Here is a 19,158-nt window from a genome sequence, read left to right as displayed (position 1 = left end):
GTGCACCGCGTCGATCATGAAGTTATTGCCAGCCAGCTCGGCGTGTCCTGGCAATAACTTCATGATCGACCGAGGGGGCGGGGCCGAGGGGGCGCGTTACGGGGTTGCGCTGGCGGTGGCGGCGATCTCCGGGAGGTCGGACGGGCCGGGGTCGGCGGCTGGCAGCGGGCTGGGGTTGTGCGCGGCGGCGCGGACGGCGGCGGCGACCGCCGGGGCGACCCGGGAGTCGAACACGCTCGGCACGATCACCGTCGGGTTGATCTTGTCTTCGCCCACCACGTCGGCGATGGCCCGGGCGGCCGCGATCGCCATCTCCTCGGTGAACTCCTCGGCGTGCGCGTCCAGCATGCCCCGGAACACCCCGGGGAAGGCGAGCACGTTGTTGATCTGGTTCGGCTGGTCCGAGCGGCCGGTGGCGACCACCGCGGCGTGCTTACGCGCCTCCCGCGGGTCGACCTCCGGGTCCGGGTTGGCGAGCGCGAAGACGATCGAGTCCTTGGCCATCTGGGCGATGTCGTCGCCGGCGAGCAGGTTCGGCGCGCTCACCCCGATGAACACGTCGGCACCCCGGATCGCACCCGGCAGGTCACCCGAGTAGTTCTCCTTGTTGGTGTTCTCCGCCAGCCACTGCCACGCCGAGTTGAGCCCGGTCAGCCCACGGTGCAGGGCACCCTCCCGGTCGTACGCGATGATGTCGCCGACGCCCTGGCGCAGCAGCAGCTTCATGATCGCGGTGCCGGCCGCGCCGGCGCCGGAGACGACCACCCGGACGTCCTCCAGCTGCTTGCCGACCACCCGCAGCGCGTTGGTGAGCGCGGCGAGCACGCAGATCGCGGTGCCATGCTGGTCGTCGTGGAACACCGGGATGTCAAGCGCCTCGCGCAGCCGGGCCTCGATCTCGAAGCAGCGCGGCGCGGCGATGTCCTCCAGGTTGATCCCGCCGTACGCCGGCGCGATCGCCTTGACGATCTGCACGATCTCGTCGGTGTCCTGGGTGTCCAGCACCACCGGCCAGGCGTCCACGCCGCCGAAGCGCTTGAACAGCGCGGCCTTGCCCTCCATCACCGGCAGCGAGGCGGCCGGGCCCAGGTTGCCCAGGCCCAGCACCGCGGAGCCGTCGCTGACCACCGCGACGGTGTTGCGCTTGATCGTCAGCCGCCGGGCGTCCGCCGGGTTCTCGGCGATGGCCATGCAGACCCGGGCCACCCCCGGGGTGTACGCCCGGGACAGCTCGTCGCGGTTGCGCAGCGCGACCTTCGACGTCACCTCGATCTTGCCGCCCAGGTGCAGGAGGAACGTCCGGTCCGACACCTTCCGCACGTCCACGCCGTCCAGCGCGGTGAGCGCGTCGACCACCTGGTCGGCGTGGCCGGCGTCGGCGGTGTCGCAGGTCAGGTCGACGATCACGTTCGTCGGGTCGGAGTCCACCACGTCCAGCGCCGTGACGATCGCGCCGGCCTCGCCGACGGATGTGGTGAGCCGGCCGATCGAGGACGCGTCCGCGGTCACGGCGATCCGGATGGTGATCGAAAATCCGGCGCTCGGCAGTCGGGTGATGGCCACGGGATCCCTCCGTAACGGCTGTGCGGCCGATCGGCCGCCGCCCGCATTTCTACCGGGTTGTCGCAGCCGACCAGCATTCGCCCCCACTTTTGATGCCCCTGAGCATGGGCATATAGCAGGTGCGTTCGGCGTTGTGTCATGTCAGGATTACGTTCCACTTATCAAAACGGACAGGAGAACCGCTTGCGAGACCAGGAGAGCTTCGTCCCCGTCGAGGACGAGTTCGACGACGTCACCACCGGCGAGATGGATCTGTCGGAGCGGCAGTCCCTCCGACGCGTCCCGGGCCTGTCAACCGAGCTCACCGACGTCACCGAGGTGGAATACCGCCAGCTGCGGCTGGAGCGGGTCGTCCTGGTGGGCGTCTGGACCGAGGGCACGGCAGCCGACGCGGAAAATTCGCTCACCGAGCTCGCCGCGCTTGCCGAGACCGCCGGGTCGCAGGTGCTCGAAGGGCTCATCCAGCGCCGCAGCCGGCCCGACCCGGCCACGTACATCGGCCGAGGCAAGGTCGACGACCTCGGCGCGGTGGTGCTCTCCAGCGGCGCCGACACTGTCATCTGTGACGGTGAGTTGTCCCCGTCGCAGCTGCGCAACCTGGAGCAGCGCACCAAGGTCAAGGTCGTCGACCGGACCGCGCTGATCCTCGACATCTTCGCCCAGCACGCCAAGAGCAAGGAAGGTAAGGCGCAGGTCGAGCTGGCCCAGCTCGAATACCTGCTGCCCCGGCTGCGTGGTTGGGGTGAGACGCTCTCCCGGCAGACCGGTGGTTCCGGCCGGGGCGGTGGCGCCGGCGGCGGTGTGGGTGTGCGTGGTCCCGGTGAGACCAAGCTGGAGACCGACAGGCGGCGGATCCGGCACCGCATCTCCCGGCTGCGCCGCGAGATCAAGAGCATGCGCACGGTACGCGTCACCAAGCGCGCCCGACGCAGCCGCAACTCGGTGCCCGCCGTGGCTATCGCCGGCTACACGAACGCCGGCAAGTCCAGCCTGCTCAACCGGTTGACCGGGGCGGGCGTGCTTGTGGAAAACGCGCTGTTCGCGACTCTGGACCCGACCACCCGCAAGGCGACCGCCGCGGACGGCCGGCTCTACACCCTCTCCGACACCGTCGGTTTCGTCAGGCACCTGCCGCACCAGATCGTCGAGGCGTTCCGTTCGACGCTCGAGGAGGTCGCGGAGGCGGATCTGGTGGTGCACGTCGTCGACGGCACCCACCCGGATCCGGAGGAGCAGGTCCGGGCGGTGCACGAGGTGCTCGCCGAGGTGGGCGCGGACCGGCTCCCCGAGCTGCTGGTGGTCAACAAGACCGACGCGGCCGACGAGGACACGCTGCTGCGGCTCAAGCGGCTCTGGCCGGACGCGATCTTCGTCTCCGCGCACTCCGGGCGCGGCATCGACGGGCTGCGCGCGGCGATCGAGGAGCGGCTGCCGCGACCGGCCGTGGAGGTCCGGGCAGTGCTGCCGTACGACCGCGGTGACCTCGTTGCCCGGGTGCATCGCACGGGTGAGGTGCTCAGCACGGCGCACCTGCCGGAGGGCACCCTGCTGCACGTCCGCGTCGCCGCGGACCTCGCCGCGGAGTTGGCGCCGTTCGACGTCGAGCGACAGGGGCAGGCGGCCGGCAGCCGCGCCTGAGCGGCCACGGTGTTATCCGCCGGAAACGCGTGGCATGCGACACTGGCCGAATGCGCCGCGATGTTTCCTCGGTCACGGTTGCCCTCGGCCTGCTCGGGGCAACCGTGGCGCTCGCCGGAGTCGCCGCGGCGGCTCCCGCCCCCGGGTCGTCCGAGCCGCCCGCCGCCACCGCCGGCCAGAAGCGGTGCACGATCACCGACGAGCGCCTGCGGGAGCTGTCCGGCCTGGTCGCGACCAAGAGCGGTTACATCGTCGTCAACGACAGCACTGAGGTCACGGCACGCAAGCGGGTCTTCTTCCTCGACACCAAGTGCAAGATCTCGAAGGACCCGGTCCAGTACCCGGGGCAGGGCCCGGTCGACACCGAGGATCTCGCCCTCTCCAAGGACGGCACCACCCTGTGGATCGCCGACACCGGTGACAACGTCGACGCGAAGGAGCGCCGCACCCGCGTCGCGCTCTGGTCGATGCCGGTCACCGGTGGGAGGCAGCCGACGCAGCACCGGATCTCCTATCCGGAGGGTAAGCCGCACGACGCCGAGGCGTTGCTCATGGGCGACGACGGCAAGCCGCTGATCATCACGAAGGTCACCAGCGGTAAGGCCGAGATCTACACGCCGACGGCAGCCCTGCGCAACGGCGACGCCGAGGCGGTACCGATGCGCAAGGCCGGCGAGATCACGCTGCCGAAGACCCAGACGGAAAATCCGCTCAACACGTTCGGCCGGATCGCCATCACGGGAGCGGCCCGCTCGCCGGACGGCTCCCGGGTGGTCCTGCGCACCTACGCGGACGCCTTCGAGTACGACGTCAGCGGCGGTGACATCGTCGGCGCGCTCACCACGAACAAGCCCCGGGTGACGGCGCTGGCGGACCCGTTCGGCGAGGCCATCAGCTATTCCGCGGACGGCAAGTCGTTCCTGACCGTCTCCGACGCGTTCCGGTTCAGCGATGACGAGCCCCTCGACATTCTCAGCTATTCGCCGTCCACCTCGACGGCGGTGCCGGTCGCGGCGGGGGCGGAGGGCGCCAAGCCGGCGGCCTCGACCTCCTGGACCGCCGGGCTGGACTTCGACGACATCACCTATCTGGTCGGTGCGGTCGGGTTGATCGGCCTGCTGCTTGTCGCTGCCGGCATCTTCGGTATCGTCCGAGCCCGCCGACGGCTACCGGCCGCCGACGCGGCGGGGACGTCGGACCCGGGCGGCGAGTCGTTCAACCCCGGCGCGGGCCGTGCCGTCGATGGTTCCCCAGCGCTCGGCGACCGTAAGGGCGGGGTCTACGGTGGCGGCCCGCCGGCCGGCGCGTACAGCGGTGGTCCGGGCCGCGGTGGTCCGACTCCGGCAGGAGGCGCCGTGTACGGCGGTGGCCGACCGGCGGCGACCGACGGCGGCTACGGAGCGGCACGACCGGACGGCGGCGCCGCTGGTGTGTACGGCGGTGCTCGTCCCCCGGCGGGTGGTGCTCGTCCTCCGGCGGCCGGCGGTCGTCCTCCGGTGGGTGGCGGCGCTCGTCCGCCGGCCGGTGGTGGTCGCCCCCAGGGTGGTGCTCGTCCGCCGGTGGGTGGTGGTCGTCCGCAGGGTGCGGGCGGGGGCGGTGGCCGTCCGCAGGGTGCCGGCGGTGTTCCACCGGTCGCCGGCGGTCGCCCGGGCAGTGGCGTGTACGGCGGTGACGGCGGCCCACCCGGCACCGGGCGCGCGGAACCGCCCCGACGCGGTGGGCAGGAGCCCGACCCCCGGGGCCAGCGGCCCGGCCGCCGCCGTGACGACGACGCGCCTGTCGACCCGTACGGGCAGTATCCCGGGGGCGGTCGTGGCCACCGGGGCGATCGTTACTGACCAACGCTCGTCCGCCTACGGTGAGCCGAGGCGGGCCCGCTGAGAGCCGAAGCCGCCCTGCGGTGAGCCGAGGCGGGCCCGCCGCTGAGAGACGACGCAGGCTCGCGGGTGAGCCGGAGCGGGTGAGGGCCAGTGGCACTCACCCGCCGATCGGTCAGATGCGGCGCAGCACCGCGACGACCCGGCCCATGATGGTGGCATCGTCGCCGGGGATCGGGTCGAAGGCCGGGTTTTGTGGCATCAGCCAGACGTGCCCGTCGCGCCGCCGGTAGGTCTTGACCGTAGCCTCGCCGTCGAGCATGGCGGCGACGATCTCGCCCGAGTCGGCGGTCGGCTGCTGCCGGACGACCACCCAGTCGCCGTCGCAGATCGCCGCGTCGAGCATCGAGTCGCCCTTGACCTGGAGCATGAAGACCTCACCCTCGCCCACCAACTCACGGGGGAGCGGGAAGATGTCCTCCACGGCCTGCTCGGCGAGGATCGGCCCACCGGCGGCGATCCGACCGAGCATCGGCACGTACGCCGGGGTCGGTCGCTGTGCCCGGGACAACTCGTCGTCGATGGCCTCGCTGGGGGCGCGCACGTCGACCGCGCGCGGCCGGTTGGGGTCGCGGCGCAGGAAACCCTTCTTTTCCAGCTCCTTGAGCTGGTAGGCGACGCTTGACGGCGACACCAGGCCGACCGCCTCGCCGATCTCCCGGACGCTTGGCGGGTATCCGTGCCGCTCCACCCAGTTGCGGATGAACTCCAGGATGCGACGCTGCCGGGCGGTCAGGTCGACAGTCGCCGGATCAGGGAAGGCGCTGACGACCGGGGTGACCGGGCGTACGGCGGGCTGCCCCGTCCGGCTGCGCGCGGCGCTGCGGCGTCGGATGGCCGGGGGGCCCGCCTCGGTGATCTGCTGCGGGCTCTTCGGCCGGCTGGCCCGGTCCTCGGTCACGTCCGTCCTCCCTGGTCGGCGCTGGGTGCCTCGTCGGCTCGTGGTGCGTGCGGTGGTGCCACGTTGTTCATGACCGTATAGGTGAGATCAGTCATTTTCAAACATCTGTACGACCTCTCACCGGCGTGTCGGGGTGAAAAACCGCTCCTGTCGTACGGATGTTCTGATAAATGGTACGTCGGGTAGTACTGGTGTTCGATCCTCGGCCGTTTTCGGGCTACTTGCGGCCGGCTGGTCGGTAACCCGGGAGGGGTCCCGACGTTGGGGTTTTCGGACGGGTCGGCGAGGTGGAGGGCTGACTGGTCCGTGACGCGCCGGACACGCCGGTCAACTTGACCCGGCTTCCCCGGCGACATACGGTCAACCCCTAGATGTAGTAGTGACACGGGCGTAAGTTGCCCACAGGTTGGGTCCGACTACCGACCGCACTCCCGTAAGGTCACATCACGGCGGGCGCCACGAGTGCGTGGCACCGTCGCGGTGAGCCGTGCCCGGGTGTGCCCGGTACGACGTGGTTGATCACGATTAGGAGGTCCGCGATGCGGTGTCCGTACTGCCGGCACGCTGACTCCCGGGTGGTCGACTCGCGGGAGGCCGACGACGGCCAGCTCATCCGACGGCGGCGGTCCTGCCCGGAGTGCGGCAAGCGGTTCACCACAGTCGAGGAGGCGGTCCTCGCGGTCGTCAAGCGCAGCGGGGTGACCGAGCCGTTCAGTCGCACGAAGATCATCGGCGGGGTGCGCAAGGCGTGCCAGGGTCGGCCGGTCGACGACGACTCGCTCGCGCTGCTCGCGCAGCGGGTCGAGGAGACGGTCCGGGCCAAGGGGGCCGCCGAGATCCCCAGCCACGAGGTGGGCCTGGCGATCCTGGGTCCGCTGCGCGACCTGGACGAGATCGCCTACCTGCGGTTCGCCAGCGTCTACCGCTCCTTCGACTCGCTCGCCGACTTCGAGCGCGAGATCGAGACGTTGCGGGCCGCGGCGCGAGCCCGGGAGCAGGGCCGGGCCGACGCGGTCGAGGCCGCCGGCCGTACCAGCTGAGACTTCACTGTTTTTTCGAGAGATTGGGACGCGCGGTGGGTGACCGCGCAGACGAGGGGGGCGACGGCGTGACAACTAGCCGTTCACGGAACAAGGCAGGCGCGGGGCTGAAGATCGAGCGGGTGTGGACGACCGAGGGGGTCCACCCGTACGACGAGGTCGCGTGGGAGCGTCGCGACGTCGTGATGACGAACTGGCGGGACGGCTCGATCAACTTCGAGCAGCGCGGGGTCGAGTTCCCGGAGTCGTGGAGCGTCAACGCGGCGAACATCGTGACCACGAAGTACTTCCGGGGCGCGGTGGGGACCCCGGAGCGGGAGTGGTCGCTCAAGCAGCTGATCGACCGGGTGGTCACCACCTACCGCACCGCTGGTGAGGAGTACGGCTACTTCGCCAGCCCGGCGGACGCCGAGATCTTCGCCCACGAGCTGACCTGGATGCTGCTGCACCAGGTGTTCAGCTTCAACTCGCCGGTGTGGTTCAACGTCGGCACGCCGTCGCCGCAGCAGGTGAGCGCCTGCTTCATCCTGGCCGTCGACGACTCGATGGACTCCATCCTCGACTGGTACAAGGAGGAGGGGCTGATCTTCAAGGGCGGCTCCGGCTCCGGCGTCAACCTGTCGCGGATCCGCTCGTCGAAGGAGCTGCTCTCCTCCGGTGGCACCGCCTCCGGCCCGGTCAGCTTCATGCGTGGCGCGGACGCCTCCGCCGGCACCATCAAGTCCGGCGGCGCGACCCGCCGGGCGGCCAAGATGGTCATCATCGACGTGGACCACCCGGACATCGAGGAGTTCGTGGTCACCAAGGCGCGCGAGGAGGACAAGATCCGCGCGCTGCGCGACGCCGGGTTCGACATGGACCTCGGTGGCTCCGACATCGTCAGCGTGCAGTACCAGAACGCCAACAACTCGGTCCGGGTGTCCGACGAGTTCATGGCCGCCGTGGAGAACGGCAAGGGCTTCGACCTGCGTGGCCGCCTGGACGGCTCCGTGATCGACACCGTCGACGCCAAGAAGCTGTTCCGCACCATCTCCCAGGCCGCCTGGGAGTGCGCCGACCCGGGTCTGCAGTACGACGACACCATCAACGACTGGCACACCTGCCCGGAGACCGGGCGGATCACCGCGTCGAACCCGTGCTCGGAGTACCTGCACCTGGACAACTCCTCGTGCAACCTGGCCTCGCTCAACCTGATGAAGTTCCTCCGCGCCGACGGTGGCTTCGAGGTGGAGAAGTTCGTCAAGTCCGTCGAGTTCGTGATCACCGCGATGGACATCTCGATCTGCTTCGCGGACTTCCCGACCGAGAAGATCGGTGAGACCTCCCGCGCCTACCGGCAGCTCGGCATCGGCTACGCCAACCTGGGCGCCCTGCTGATGGCCACCGGCCTGCCGTACGACTCGGACCAGGGCCGCTCGGTCGCCGCATCGATCACGTCGCTGATGACCGGCACCGCGTACCGCCGCTCGGCCGAGCTGGCCGGCGTCGTCGGCCCGTACGACGGTTACGCCCGCAACTCCGAGCCGCACAAGCGGGTCATGCGCAAGCACGCCGCCGCCAACGACGAGATCAAGCCGACCAGCCCGGTGGCTACCGCGATCGTCCGCGAGGCGACCAGGCAGTGGACCCTGGGCAACAAGATCGGCGACAAGTTCGGTTGGCGCAACGCGCAGGCCAGCGTCCTCGCCCCGACCGGCACCATCGGCTTCATGATGGACTGCGACACGACCGGCGTGGAGCCGGACCTGGCGCTTGTCAAGTTCAAGAAGCTGGTCGGCGGCGGCTCGATGCAGATCGTCAACCAGACGGTGCCGCGTGCCCTGCGCAGCCTCGGCTACCCCGAGGAGCAGGTCGAGGCGATCGTCGAGCACATCGCCGACCACGGCCACGTGGTGGACGCCCCCGGCCTCAAGCCGGAGCACTACCCGGTCTTCGACTGCGCGATGGGGGAGCGGACGATCGCCCCGATGGGTCACGTGCGGATGATGGCTGCCATCCAGCCGTTCGTCTCCGGCGCCATCTCCAAGACGGTCAACATGCCGGAGGCGGCCACCGTCGAGGACGTCGAGAAGATCTACTTCGAGGGCTGGAAGCTCGGCCTCAAGGCGCTGGCGATCTACCGGGACAACTGCAAGGTCGGCCAGCCGCTCTCGGTCGCGAAGAACAACAAGGCCACCGAGCCGGCCGCCGTCGACACGGCAGCCGCGCCGGCCGCGGTGGAGAAGGTCATCGAGTACCGGCCGGTGCGTAAGCGCCTGCCGAAGAAGCGCCCGTCCGAGACGGTCAGCTTCTCCGTCGGCGGTGCCGAGGGCTACCTGACCGCGTCGTCCTACCCGGACGACGGCCTCGGCGAGGTCTTCCTGAAGATGTCCAAGCAGGGCTCGACCCTGGCCGGCGTGATGGACGCCTTCTCGGTGGCCATCAGCATCGGCCTGCAGTACGGCGTGCCGCTCGAGACGTTCGTCAGCAAGTTCACGAACATGCGCTTCGAGCCGGCCGGCATGACCGACGACCCGGACGTGCGGATGGCCGCCTCGGTGATGGACTACATCTTCCGTCGCCTGGCGCTGGACTTCCTGCCCTACGAGCGCCGCGCCGAGCTGGGCATCTTCACCGCCAGCGAGCGGGCCGCCCAGCTGCGGGCCGAGGCCGACGCGGAAGCCGCCGCCGTCACCGGCGCCGAGCTCACCGCGATGGCCTCCTCGGCACCGGTGGAGGCCCCGGCGAAGACCGAGGCCGTCGCCCAGCCGGCCCAGGAGATGGCCGACGTGGCCGCCGCCAAGCCGGCGCCGAGCGTGGGTTCCAGCACCGAGCTGCTGGAGGCCGTGATCGGCAAGGCCGCCGACGCGCCGCTCTGCTTCACCTGCGGTACGAAGATGCGCCCCGCCGGCAGCTGCTACGTCTGCGAGGGCTGCGGCTCCACCAGCGGCTGCAGCTGACGTACGCGAATCACCGCACCACCCGCGAGCGCGGCAGGGATCACCTGCCGCGCTCGCGGCGTTTCTGCTCGTGGCGTGTCGATGGGCCTGCCCGCTCGCCGCGTGATCGACTCGACTTCCGGGAAACCGGCGTATCAATCTCGTCCGGATACCCCGGCTTCATGCGACCCCGAGTCGATCATGCAGCGAGCGGGCGATGACCTTCGGCTGGTACCGACTGGCGAAGCCGCCTCGATCACTTGATGCTGAGTAGTCAGCCCGGATCGCCCACAGCTACTCAGCATCAAGTGATCTTGGCGACCGGACTACTGGCTGGCGCGCTCGGCGGCGCGTACGGCGTTGCGGAACAGCATCGCGACTGTGGTCGGGCCGACACCGCCGACCCGGGGCGTGATGGCGCCCGCGACCTCGGTGCACGCTTCGTCCACGTCCGGCAGCAGGCGCCGCCCCTCGTAGCGGACGCCCGCGCCGATGACGACCGCGCCGGGCTTGACGTGCTCGGGCTGCACGATCCGGGGGACGCCGGCGGCGGCGACGAGGATGTCGGCGCGGCGGGTGTAGCGGGCCCAGTCGGGCACACCGGTGTGGACGACGGTGACGGCGGCGTTGGCGGTCGGGCGCTTCTGGGCGAGCATCATCGCCAGAGGGCGGCCCAGTGTGGCGCCGCGGCCGAGGATGACGACCTCACGACCGGCGACCGGGATCTCGTAGTGCGCCAGGAGGGCCTCGATGCCGGCGGGGGTGCAGGGCAGTGGGCCGGGCAGGCCGACGGCGAGACGCCCCATGTTGAGCGGGTGCATCCCGTCGACGTCCTTGTCCGGGTCGATCGTCTGCAGCGCCGCGTCGTAGTCCAGGTGCCCGGGCACCGGGTACTGCACGAGGAGTCCGTGCACGGCCGGGTCGGTGTTGAATCGGGCGATGGCCTGGTGCAGCTCGGCCTGGGTGGCGGTGGCGGGCAGATGCACGTGCGGGGAGGCGAACCCGAGCGCGGCGGCCTGACGCTGCTTGATGGCGATGTAGCCGGCGCTGGCGTCGTCGTCGCCGACGAGGATGGTGGCGAGGCTCGGTGTGATCCCGCGGTCGCGCAGGCGGGTGGCCGCGGCGGCGGTCTCGGCCAGGACGGCTTCGGCGACGGGTGCGCCCGGCAGGAGTCGGGCCGTACCCGATGGGGTGTGGTGTTCTGCGAATTCGCTGGTCGTGGTCATGACGGTTCCTCGACGCAGGCGCCCAGGCGGTCGACGCCCGCGAGAGGCTCCCCGATGGTTCGACCATCCCCGTGCCGCCAGTCGCCGGTGCTTCGATGATGCCCCATCACCAGGGCTGCTGCCCAGTTGGGGCGGCAGCGTCGTCGTCAGTGCCGGGCGGACCCGCTGGGGGATGCTGCTGTCAGTCGGTATATCGCTTCTCGGGATTGGTGCCCCGACAGGGCGGGCAGGAACGACACCGCGAGGGCTCAGTCGGTCGGCAGGAGGGGGCGCATGAACGTCCGCTCGTATCGCACGACACAACCCGACTCGTCGCGGATGCGGTCGGCCGCGACGAACTCCGGGTCGGTGCCGAACCGTGCGCGGTAACGCTCGTACGCTGCCAGGCTCTCGAAGCTGAACAGCGCCTCGGCCTTGTCGCTGGCACCCTCGGCGGGCAGGAAGTAGCCGTGGTGCACCCCGCCGTGCTCGGCCACCAGCCGCATCCATGCTCGGGCGAAGTCTTCGAACGCGGCGATCTGCGCGGGTTCGATGGTGTAGTGCACGACGCACGTGATCATGACCCCACCCTACGACCGGTGCCGGGCTCCATGGTCGACACCAGGTCGGCGAGGTGGGGCTGTTCGGCAGCTCGGATACCCCATGTCGCCGACCTCGTGTCGACCATGGAGGCCGGCAACCCGGTCAGGGCCGGGCGAACAGGGGCCCGTAGTTCGAGCGGAACATCCGCTCGCCCAGGCGGCGCATCACCAGGTCGCGGAGCGTCACCGATCAGCAGTACCGGCCCTCGGGCCCAGGAGTCGAGCACGACCTCCTGGTTCGGCCCGGTGTGCAGGGTGCTGGCGTCGTGGTCCAGAGCCTTGAGCATGATGGTCGCCGGCTCGGTGAACGTCGCGGCCAGTTCGTCGCGCCAGCCGGGCCGGTCGGCCACGGGGCCGTGCTCTCGCTTCCGTTCCGTCCCCGCCATCACCGACATCGGAGATCGGCTCTGACCGCACCACCGAACACGCCTTCGCGGCGGACTCTTGTCGAATGGCCACCCGAGGTCCACACCGGACAGCGGCGCGGTTCTGTAGCGTGGAGACCGTGAATCTGAGCATTCGTGTGGACGGGGATCTCGGGTCGGACCTCTACCGCTGGTTGAGCGAGGACGCCGAGATCCCCGAGGTGGCGGTAACGCCGCCGACGCCGGCCGGCGCGATGGGCACCGGGTACGACGTGCTGAACCTCGTCGTTCCCAACACGATCGCGCTTACCAGCCTGGTCGTCTCGATCCTGACGTACCGCGACGGTCGCGGGCGGGCCACCGGTGCCGCGCCCCGCGTCGAGGTGGGCACCGCCGACCTGGTGGTGGTGGTCGAGGGCGAACCGGCCGAGGTCGTGCGGAAGCTGGAGGCGGTCCGCGAGCGGTCTTCATGACCCTCGCCGATCCGCTCCGATCACGCGTCGTGATCGTCGGCGTGTCCGCCTATCCAGCGATGCCGGCGGATCGGCAGCTCCCGACGGTGCGCGACAACGTCGACGATCTGGCGGCTCGTCTGCGGGACCCCGGGGTGTGGGGGATACCGGAGTCGCGCATTACCGCGCTGAAGGAACCTCATCGGGCCGACGCGGTGATCGACGCACTGCGGGCTGCGCGGGCCGACGCAGCAGAGGCGCTCATCTTCTACTATGCCGGGCACGGACTCACCGACCCGCTCGTGGGCGGCCAGCTCTACCTCGCGCTAAGAGATGTCTACGAGCCGGCCGGCACTCACCTCGCCCTCCAGTTCGAACACGTACGGAGGGAGTTTCTGCTCTCCACGGCGCCCCGCAAGCTCGTCATCCTCGACTGCTGCTGGAGCGGCCTGGCGACTCGCGGTGCGATGGGTGAGAACGTCGCGGCGGCCACCGTGATCAGGGGCAGTGCGGTGCTGACCGCCTCCGCGGCCAATCGCACAGCATTGGCGCCGCCGGGCGAGAAACACACCGCCTTCACCGGCGCCCTACTGCGGATCCTCGCGGACGGCATCGCCGGCGAGCCGGAGCTTCTCACCACGATGGCGCTGTATCGGCAGCTGCACGCCGACCTCAAAGCCGTCAGCCGGCCGTTGCCCGAGCTCAACGCCGGCGGCACGGGCGCCGACATCCCGTGGGTGCGCAACGCGGGGTTCGTCCGTCCGAAGCCGGGCGACCGTCCGGGCGTCGTCGAGGACGGTCCCGGCAGCCCTCCGCCCTTCGCTGCGTCCGACGCCATGGAGCGCATGCTGTTGCTCGTGCGGCAGTCGCGCTACGACGAGGTCCACCAGTTGGGCCGCCAGGCGGCGGAGTTGGGCGAGGACCGGGCGCTCGACTGGCTCGTGCTGCAACTGCGCCGGACAGGCCGGTACGAGGAGGCCGCCGCCGTGGAGCGCGCGCGTCAGAAGTAGGGCCGCTCAGGTGTGGGAGGCCCGCACGTAGCGGGCGAAGGCCGCCGAGAACAGTTGACCGTCGTCGGCGAGCACGCCCATCAGCCGCAACCGCATCAGTTCTGGCGCCAACTTTTCGTGGTAGACGTTGCCGGCCAGGCGGCGCAGCGCCGCGGTGCCCTTCTCGCCCATGTCCATCGCGACGCTCGTCGCGAGTTGCCGGAAATAACTGTCGAACTCGGGCGCGACCAACTCATGGGCGGCGTCCACATCGACCCGGCCGGTCTCCTGATGCAACTCGACAAGACCATTGGCCAGCAATTGCAGCAGGAACGGATGGCGTCCGCACTTGTCGAGGATGTCGTCGCGCACGGCGGCGAGTCCGACGCCGGCGGCGGCCGCCCGCGCCAGGGTGAGATCGACCTCCTCGTCGTTGAACATGACGACGTAGCGGGTGGTCGTCAGCACGCCGCCCAGAATCGAGCCGCCGGCCGCGTCGATCTCGATGCTCTCGATCGGGCGGCGCGACATGGTCATGAGGCCTAGCGGAAAGCGGGGCTCGCTCGCCAGCTCACGCAGCAGTTGGAACTCGGCGAGTTGGGTGAAGACCGTCGCAGCCCTGTCGAAGTCGTCGAGAACCACGAAGGTGTACTGGTCCTGGTCAGCGGCCGTGCAGAAGAAGTCGCGGACCGACTGGACGATGTCGTACCACGCTTCGGCCGCCTGTACGGCGGCGTCGATGTCGACGAGCTTGCCGTGCGGCTCGGCGTTGTCCCGAGCGCGCATCTCGCGAAGCACTTCCTTTGTCATGCTGCGGAACAGGTCGTCGCCGCTGGCGTGACTACCCACGTTGAGCACCACGGTGACCATGTCGGTCCTCTCCACCGGTGACGTGGCCAGCGCGTGCATGGCCAGGCTCGTCTTGCCGGTGCGATGGTGACCCATGACGCGGACGTTCGTCGGCCTCCCCGGGTGGACCCAGGCGCTCTGCACGTGCCGCACCAGGTCGTGACGCCCGATGAACTCGTCGCCCGTCGCCACTCGGCCGACGTTGCGGTACGGGTTCACGGGCACGCTCATCTCAGACTGCCCCGGCAGTGGTGCCGAAGTACTTCAGCAGCCAGTCCTGGTACAACCGGACCACGATGTAGTACGCCCCGGCGTGCCGCCGCACCACATCGCGCAGGACCAGGTCGTTCAGCAGGTACTCAAGGCGTGGTCCGTCGCGGTACTGCTCCCGGACCGCCTGCATGGACGCGTGCTGGTTGCGGGATGCGCGAGCCACCGCCAGGAGGACCTGACGGTACTGCTCACTCGTGGGGGCGTCGTCGTCGAGGTAGCCGGGTGACTCGAGGTTGTCGAAGTCGCGCGCCTCAAGCGTGTTGAGGAACTGATCGCGGACGGCTTCGACGTCGGCCTCGGTCACCAGCGGAGACCTCTCGGCGTTCATGTACTCCACCAGCTGCGAGCAGAACCGCTGGATGTAGAAGGCGCTGCCGCCGGTCAGCTCGAGAATCTGATCGACGGCGTGTTCCTTGTAGCGGGTGGTCGGCGGTTCGCCCTTGATGGAGATCGGCTCCTCGATGAGCTTCCGGGCGTCCGCCTCGGCGAGGTAGGAGACCCGTTCGCTCGAGAACACCTGGAACACGTTCGGGTCCGTCTCCATCAGTCGGCTGAGCGCGGCCTGCCCGACGATGACCAGGTGGAAGAGCCGGCGCTCGATAAGCGCCTTGAAGGCCTGGAGGAAGGAGGGCGAGAGCAGCCTCAGCCGGATCCACTGGTCGATGTACTGGAACTCGTCGATGATCACCACCAGCGGGGGTTCGGCCGCGCTGGATGCGGCCCGGTGCCGCTCGATGAGCCGGGTCAGGTCGTAGATCGGTTCGGGGCTGGTCAGGAACTTGTCGCGGTCCATCCCCTCGGGGATCAACGGTATGGTGCCGGGACGACGCTCGATTGCCGTCGATGCGCCCTCGAGGATCCGCCACATGAGCAGGGCGAGCAGCCGGGTGCTGGTGACGTCGCCCGGTTCGGGGGACAGGTCGCCGATGTTGCCGACGTCGACCACGGTGAACCCGTCCGTCTCCGCCAAGCGCTGGGTGAGGTGTAGCCGGATGGAGGACTTGCCGGCGCGCTTCTGCCCGAAGATAGCCACGCCGACGCCCGGTGAGTTGGCCTCCCGGAAGCGGGCGCGGACGCTGTCGATCAGATCGTCCCGGCCGTAGAACATCTCCTTCTTCACGACTGGGCGACCGGTCGCGCCGTCCTGGAACGGGTTGGGGATGTTCTCGAACTCGGTTGCCCGAGCCAGTCGCACCGCCAGGCTCGCTGTGAAGACCATGGTCTGGTCACTGGACCGGCTGCGGTAGTGCAGTTGGACCGGCAACGAGAACGCCCCGGCGCGGACTCCGGCCTCCGTGACCCGCAGCTTGACCGCTTCGATGCGGCTGCTGCCGCCACGCACCGCGGTTGGTAGCTGGATCACCTCGTTGTTCACGGTGAACAGGTCCCGCTCGGCCTCGATGGTGAGCTGCGGAGACTCGATCGGTGCCATGCCGGGTGCGTTGGTGACCTTGATCTGTACGGTGACGACGCCGTTCTGCCCGGCGCTGCTCTTGTCGAGCGCGAGCGCGAGCCCCGGCTGCGGCGGCTGGGTGGCGAGTAGCTCGGCCTGCTTGTCCTTGACCAGCTCGCTGATCCGCAACGCGACGGGTTCGACGAGTTCGACAGCGAGTGTCGTCGGGCCGTACTCGATGTCGCCACGCAGCGTCCGCACGATGTTGGCGGCCTGTCGAAGGCTGTTCTCCCGCTCCTCGAACGAGCGCTCGTTGGCGAACCGGCGGAGCTCCACCAGAGCCTCGTTGATGTGCCCGAGTGCCTCGTGCAGCGACTCCGGCGCATCCTCGATGTGGTCCTGCAACCGGGCCAGGCCCGAGGCCAGGTCGTCCTCCGAGATGGTCAGGTGCTTGAGCTCGGCGAGGCTCTGCAGGAGACGGCGCATGCTCCGGCTCCACCTGTCGCCGGCGTTCTGCCAGGCCTGCCGCACGTAATGGGAGTCGCTGGGGATGCGGCTGCCGGGGTCCTCGTTGAGGAAGGCTGCCGACGCCTGGAGCAGGTCGGCGCGGGAGTCGATCGCCTCGAGTACGTTGCTGCGGGCCAGACTGGTGTCGGCGATCAGCGGTGGGATCAGCCCGAAGACCTTGTCGCCGTGTCGCCGCCACTCCTCCCTGAGCACGCGCGCCACCTGGTCGGAGAGCGGCGCCGATTCGTCGCGATCGCGCCGCCGGGTCGGGGCCGCCCGGCGGCCGCTGAGTGAGCGCAGGTATCCGATCAGGGCCGAGCGCAGGTCGCGTTCGGCGTCGTTGTCGTCGCGCTCGTCGGCGGTTGCCATGGCGGCGCAGTACAGGTCGCGGGCCGACTGGTTCTCCTGCTTGTCGAGCACGATGTCGGCAAGCGTGGTGAGCCCCAGGCACAGGTAGCGCTGAGCCTCCGGCTCGCCCAGGTCGCGAGCCAGGGCGGCAGCCGAGATGTAGCCGCGCGCGCTGTCAGAGGGCTGCTTGCCGCTCATCTGACGGGCCATCTCGGCGATGGGGTTGAGGTCGCGGATCGTGAGTGGGCGCTTCTGCCGCTCGGCTTGCTCGCGCGCCCGGTGGGCGAGCTCGGCCCAGTTGCTCATCACAAAGGTGACAAGCGGTGATGCGGAGTCGACCGACATCGGGGCGCCCAGCAGTTGCTCGATCCACTGTGTCGACGAGAGGCCGGCCTCGCCGCCCTGCCGCAGTGCCTCGATCTGCGAGCGGATCTCGACGGCTCGGTCGTCGGTGTGCTCGCTGACCAGGTCCTCGGCGCGGGTCAGGTCGTCGGGCTTGCCGCGCTGGATCAGGGCCAACGCGAGGCCGCGCTGGGAGACCGCGTTCTCCGGGGACTGCTCGAGCAGGTACTCCCACTCCTTTGTGGAGTCCTGACCCGCCGCCAGCTTCGCGTAGGCGATCTGGTGGCAGAGGTGGAACCGTTTGCTGCTCGTCAGGTCGGTGCGGCGGTACTGCCGGTCGAGTGCCTCGAGTGCCTCCGGATACCGCTTGGCGCTGGTCAGGAAGTCGATCATGATGTTGTCCAGCGCGTCGCCGGGCGCGACTATATTCGGCCACTCCTCCTCAATGACCTTGAGCGCGGCGTCCGGCCCTTCCGTGCGTTTGGTCAGCCAGGCGAGGTCCTTGACCGCGCTGTCGCGCCGATCGTTGCGCCGGATGGCTTCCCGAAAGGCGTCCTTCGCGCCGACCAGATCCTTCAGGCGGTGTTCGAGGTACTTGGCCCGCTGGTAAGGCCCGTCGAACCGGGGCGGTTGCACCGAACGCGGCAGCTGCGCGCGGCGCGGCGGAGGAGGTGGCGGCTGTACCACCGGCTTGCGTCGGACGACAGCACGCGGAGTCGCACCCGCAGGGCGGGGTGTCGGTTCGTCCGCGGGGGAGTTTCCACCGAGGGCAGCCTGCACCGCGGCGAGTGCGGCATCGTCGTGCCCGCCGCCGTCCATCAGCTGAGCCAGCCGGCCCCGGTGGCCATAGGCATCGAGCAGCTCGAGCAGCGCGTGCCAGGCGGGCTTGTCGTCTGTCGGTGCCGACTTGCCGAAGAAGTTGAGCAGGGCCCATTCGGCGGTTTGCGGATCTTCCAGCTGGGCCGCGGTCACCGCCAGCAGGCGGAGCGCGGCGATGTCTCCGTCCTGCGCCGCCGCGGCCAGGTGCGCGTGAGCCGATTCGGTGTCCCCGCGCAGCAGCGCGAACGCCCCGACGACGCGGGTCAGCTCCGGATTCTGCTGATCGGCGTTCCACAGTTCGAGCGTCCGCGAGTGGAGTTGGTTGACCCGACGGAACTGCGGGGTGAGCTCGTTGACCTTCTGGGCGTAGTTGTAGGAGTTGCGAATCTGTTCGAGGTTGCGGCGATACGCCGGCAGCACGTAGATGTCGAGATCAACCGGGATGACGGAGAGCTCGGCCACCGCCTCGAGCGCGAGTGCCTTCTCCTCGGGCGTCTTCTCCTCGGGCGCCGGCAGTTTCTCGTCCGCCACCGCCACCGCCACCGCCACCGGCGGCGACTGCGTGACGGTCGGCGCGGCCGCGGGCGCGGGCGCAGGAGTGGGCGCGGGCTCGGGCGCGGGCTCGGGAATGGGCGCGGCCTCGGGAACGGGAACGGGCGCGGCCTCAGGAACGGGAACGGGCGCGGCCTCAGGAACGGGAACGGGAACGGCCTCGGGCATCGGCGCAGGGATCGGCGCGGACGGTGGTTGGGCAGCGGGAGGCATCGTCGCGCGGGGCTTCGGGAGGGTCACCACGATCGTGGAGAGCGCGACAGCCACCGGAACTCCATCGGCCTGGCGCAGCTTGAGCCGATCGAGTGCCAACTCCTCGAGTACACCTTCGAAACGGTCGCCTGTGACCAGCCGGATCTCCACGCTGTCACCGACGCGGGCCACCGACTGAATCAGTTCGACGTCCATACGCCCACTTCGTCCAACTTGATAGATCAAGGCCTATTCGTTCCCTCAAGGAGAGGGCATCACTACACTAGCGCCGACTGTGGACACTTCGAAGTGGCCCGGCTCCTCTGCTCAGTC

Annotated in this window: 13 protein-coding genes; 6 read left to right on the top strand and 7 right to left on the bottom strand. The window is 69.7% G+C overall.

The genetic code is table 11. The features are described from left to right. Positions 1 to 96 precede the first annotated feature (96 nt). Positions 97 to 1,563 carry an NAD-dependent malic enzyme gene (locus AB0B86_RS20000; protein WP_357419143.1) on the bottom strand — a complete coding sequence of 489 codons (1,467 nt, stop codon included), beginning with the start codon at positions 1,561 to 1,563 and terminating at the stop codon, positions 97 to 99. Between the two features lie 183 nt (positions 1,564 to 1,746). Between AB0B86_RS20000 and hflX the strand changes: the two genes are divergently transcribed. Together hflX and AB0B86_RS19990 are read left to right on the top strand one after the other, a co-directional pair. Further along, a complete protein-coding gene (hflX, locus tag AB0B86_RS19995) occupies positions 1,747 to 3,201 on the top strand; it encodes a GTPase HflX (protein ID WP_357412228.1) in 1,455 nt (484 codons plus the stop codon). 50 nt (positions 3,202 to 3,251) lie between these two features. Next, entirely contained in the window at positions 3,252 to 5,039 is a 1,788-nt protein-coding gene (locus AB0B86_RS19990) for a hypothetical protein (RefSeq protein WP_357412226.1), read from the top strand. 154 nt (positions 5,040 to 5,193) lie between these two features. Here AB0B86_RS19990 and lexA read toward each other — a convergent pair whose 3' ends face one another. Then, positions 5,194 to 5,979 carry a transcriptional repressor LexA gene (lexA, locus tag AB0B86_RS19985; RefSeq protein ID WP_357412224.1) on the bottom strand — a complete coding sequence of 262 codons (786 nt, stop codon included), beginning with the start codon at positions 5,977 to 5,979 and terminating at the stop codon, positions 5,194 to 5,196. Positions 5,980 to 6,518: 539 nt separating this feature from the next. Here lexA and nrdR point away from each other — a divergent pair. Both nrdR and AB0B86_RS19975 read left to right on the top strand, forming a co-directional pair. Then, the gene (gene nrdR / locus AB0B86_RS19980; protein ID WP_210858234.1) at positions 6,519 to 7,019 is read left to right on the top strand and encodes a transcriptional regulator NrdR; all 501 of its coding nucleotides are present in this window, start codon (positions 6,519 to 6,521) and stop codon (positions 7,017 to 7,019) included. Positions 7,020 to 7,054: 35 nt separating this feature from the next. Further along, positions 7,055 to 9,958 (top strand): vitamin B12-dependent ribonucleotide reductase, encoded by a 2,904-nt coding sequence (locus AB0B86_RS19975; RefSeq protein WP_357412221.1) that lies wholly within the window; start codon positions 7,055 to 7,057, stop codon positions 9,956 to 9,958. Positions 9,959 to 10,263: 305 nt separating this feature from the next. Here the strand turns inward: AB0B86_RS19975 and AB0B86_RS19970 are convergent, their stop codons facing one another. The 3 genes from AB0B86_RS19970 to AB0B86_RS19960 form a co-directional block, all read right to left on the bottom strand. Continuing rightward, positions 10,264 to 11,163: a bifunctional 5,10-methylenetetrahydrofolate dehydrogenase/5,10-methenyltetrahydrofolate cyclohydrolase gene (locus AB0B86_RS19970; RefSeq protein ID WP_357419136.1), complete on the bottom strand. Its 900-nt coding sequence runs from the start codon at positions 11,161 to 11,163 to the stop codon at positions 10,264 to 10,266. A gap of 248 nt (positions 11,164 to 11,411) precedes the next feature. Next, complete coding sequence (locus AB0B86_RS19965; protein ID WP_357412217.1) at positions 11,412 to 11,723, bottom strand: NIPSNAP family protein; 312 nt, start codon at positions 11,721 to 11,723, stop codon at positions 11,412 to 11,414. Continuing rightward, positions 11,720 to 12,094, bottom strand: coding sequence for a hypothetical protein (locus AB0B86_RS19960; RefSeq protein WP_357419133.1), 375 nt, complete (start codon positions 12,092 to 12,094; stop codon positions 11,720 to 11,722). The genes AB0B86_RS19965 and AB0B86_RS19960 overlap by 4 nt, the downstream gene beginning before the upstream one ends. Before the next feature lie 155 nt (positions 12,095 to 12,249). Between AB0B86_RS19960 and AB0B86_RS19955 the strand changes: the two genes are divergently transcribed. Both AB0B86_RS19955 and AB0B86_RS19950 read left to right on the top strand, forming a co-directional pair. Next, positions 12,250 to 12,582, top strand: a complete 333-nt coding sequence (locus tag AB0B86_RS19955) for a hypothetical protein (RefSeq protein WP_357412213.1) — start codon at positions 12,250 to 12,252, stop codon at positions 12,580 to 12,582. Next, a complete protein-coding gene (locus tag AB0B86_RS19950; protein ID WP_357412211.1) occupies positions 12,579 to 13,571 on the top strand; it encodes a caspase family protein in 993 nt (330 codons plus the stop codon). Before AB0B86_RS19955 ends, AB0B86_RS19950 begins: the two co-directional genes overlap by 4 nt. 6 nt (positions 13,572 to 13,577) lie before the next feature. Here the strand turns inward: AB0B86_RS19950 and AB0B86_RS19945 are convergent, their stop codons facing one another. Together AB0B86_RS19945 and AB0B86_RS19940 are read right to left on the bottom strand one after the other, a co-directional pair. Further along, the gene (locus tag AB0B86_RS19945) at positions 13,578 to 14,630 is read right to left on the bottom strand and encodes an ATP-binding protein (RefSeq protein ID WP_357412209.1); all 1,053 of its coding nucleotides are present in this window, start codon (positions 14,628 to 14,630) and stop codon (positions 13,578 to 13,580) included. 1 nt (position 14,631) lies between these two features. Then, a complete protein-coding gene (locus tag AB0B86_RS19940) occupies positions 14,632 to 19,041 on the bottom strand; it encodes an ATP-binding protein (RefSeq protein ID WP_357412207.1) in 4,410 nt (1,469 codons plus the stop codon). Positions 19,042 to 19,158 lie beyond the last annotated feature (117 nt).

Origin of the sequence: Micromonospora sp. NPDC049047 (genome assembly GCF_040649135.1) — a bacterium.
Lineage (GTDB): Bacteria > Actinomycetota > Actinomycetes > Mycobacteriales > Micromonosporaceae > Micromonospora.
This window is presented reverse-complemented; position numbering and strand designations above follow the sequence as displayed.

Excerpts from the sequence above, each read along its gene's own strand:
- AB0B86_RS19990 (WP_357412226.1), top strand. The coding sequence starts at position 3,252 with ATGCGCCGCGATGTTTCCTCGGTCACGGTTGCCCTCGGCCTGCTCGGG.
- nrdR (WP_210858234.1), top strand. The coding sequence starts at position 6,519 with ATGCGGTGTCCGTACTGCCGGCACGCTGACTCCCGGGTGGTCGACTCG.
- AB0B86_RS19970 (WP_357419136.1), bottom strand. The coding sequence starts at position 11,163 with ATGACCACGACCAGCGAATTCGCAGAACACCACACCCCATCGGGTACG.
- AB0B86_RS19965 (WP_357412217.1), bottom strand. The coding sequence starts at position 11,723 with ATGATCACGTGCGTCGTGCACTACACCATCGAACCCGCGCAGATCGCC.
- AB0B86_RS19950 (WP_357412211.1), top strand. The coding sequence starts at position 12,579 with ATGACCCTCGCCGATCCGCTCCGATCACGCGTCGTGATCGTCGGCGTG.
- AB0B86_RS19945 (WP_357412209.1), bottom strand. The coding sequence starts at position 14,630 with ATGAGCGTGCCCGTGAACCCGTACCGCAACGTCGGCCGAGTGGCGACG.
- AB0B86_RS19940 (WP_357412207.1), bottom strand. The coding sequence starts at position 19,041 with ATGGACGTCGAACTGATTCAGTCGGTGGCCCGCGTCGGTGACAGCGTG.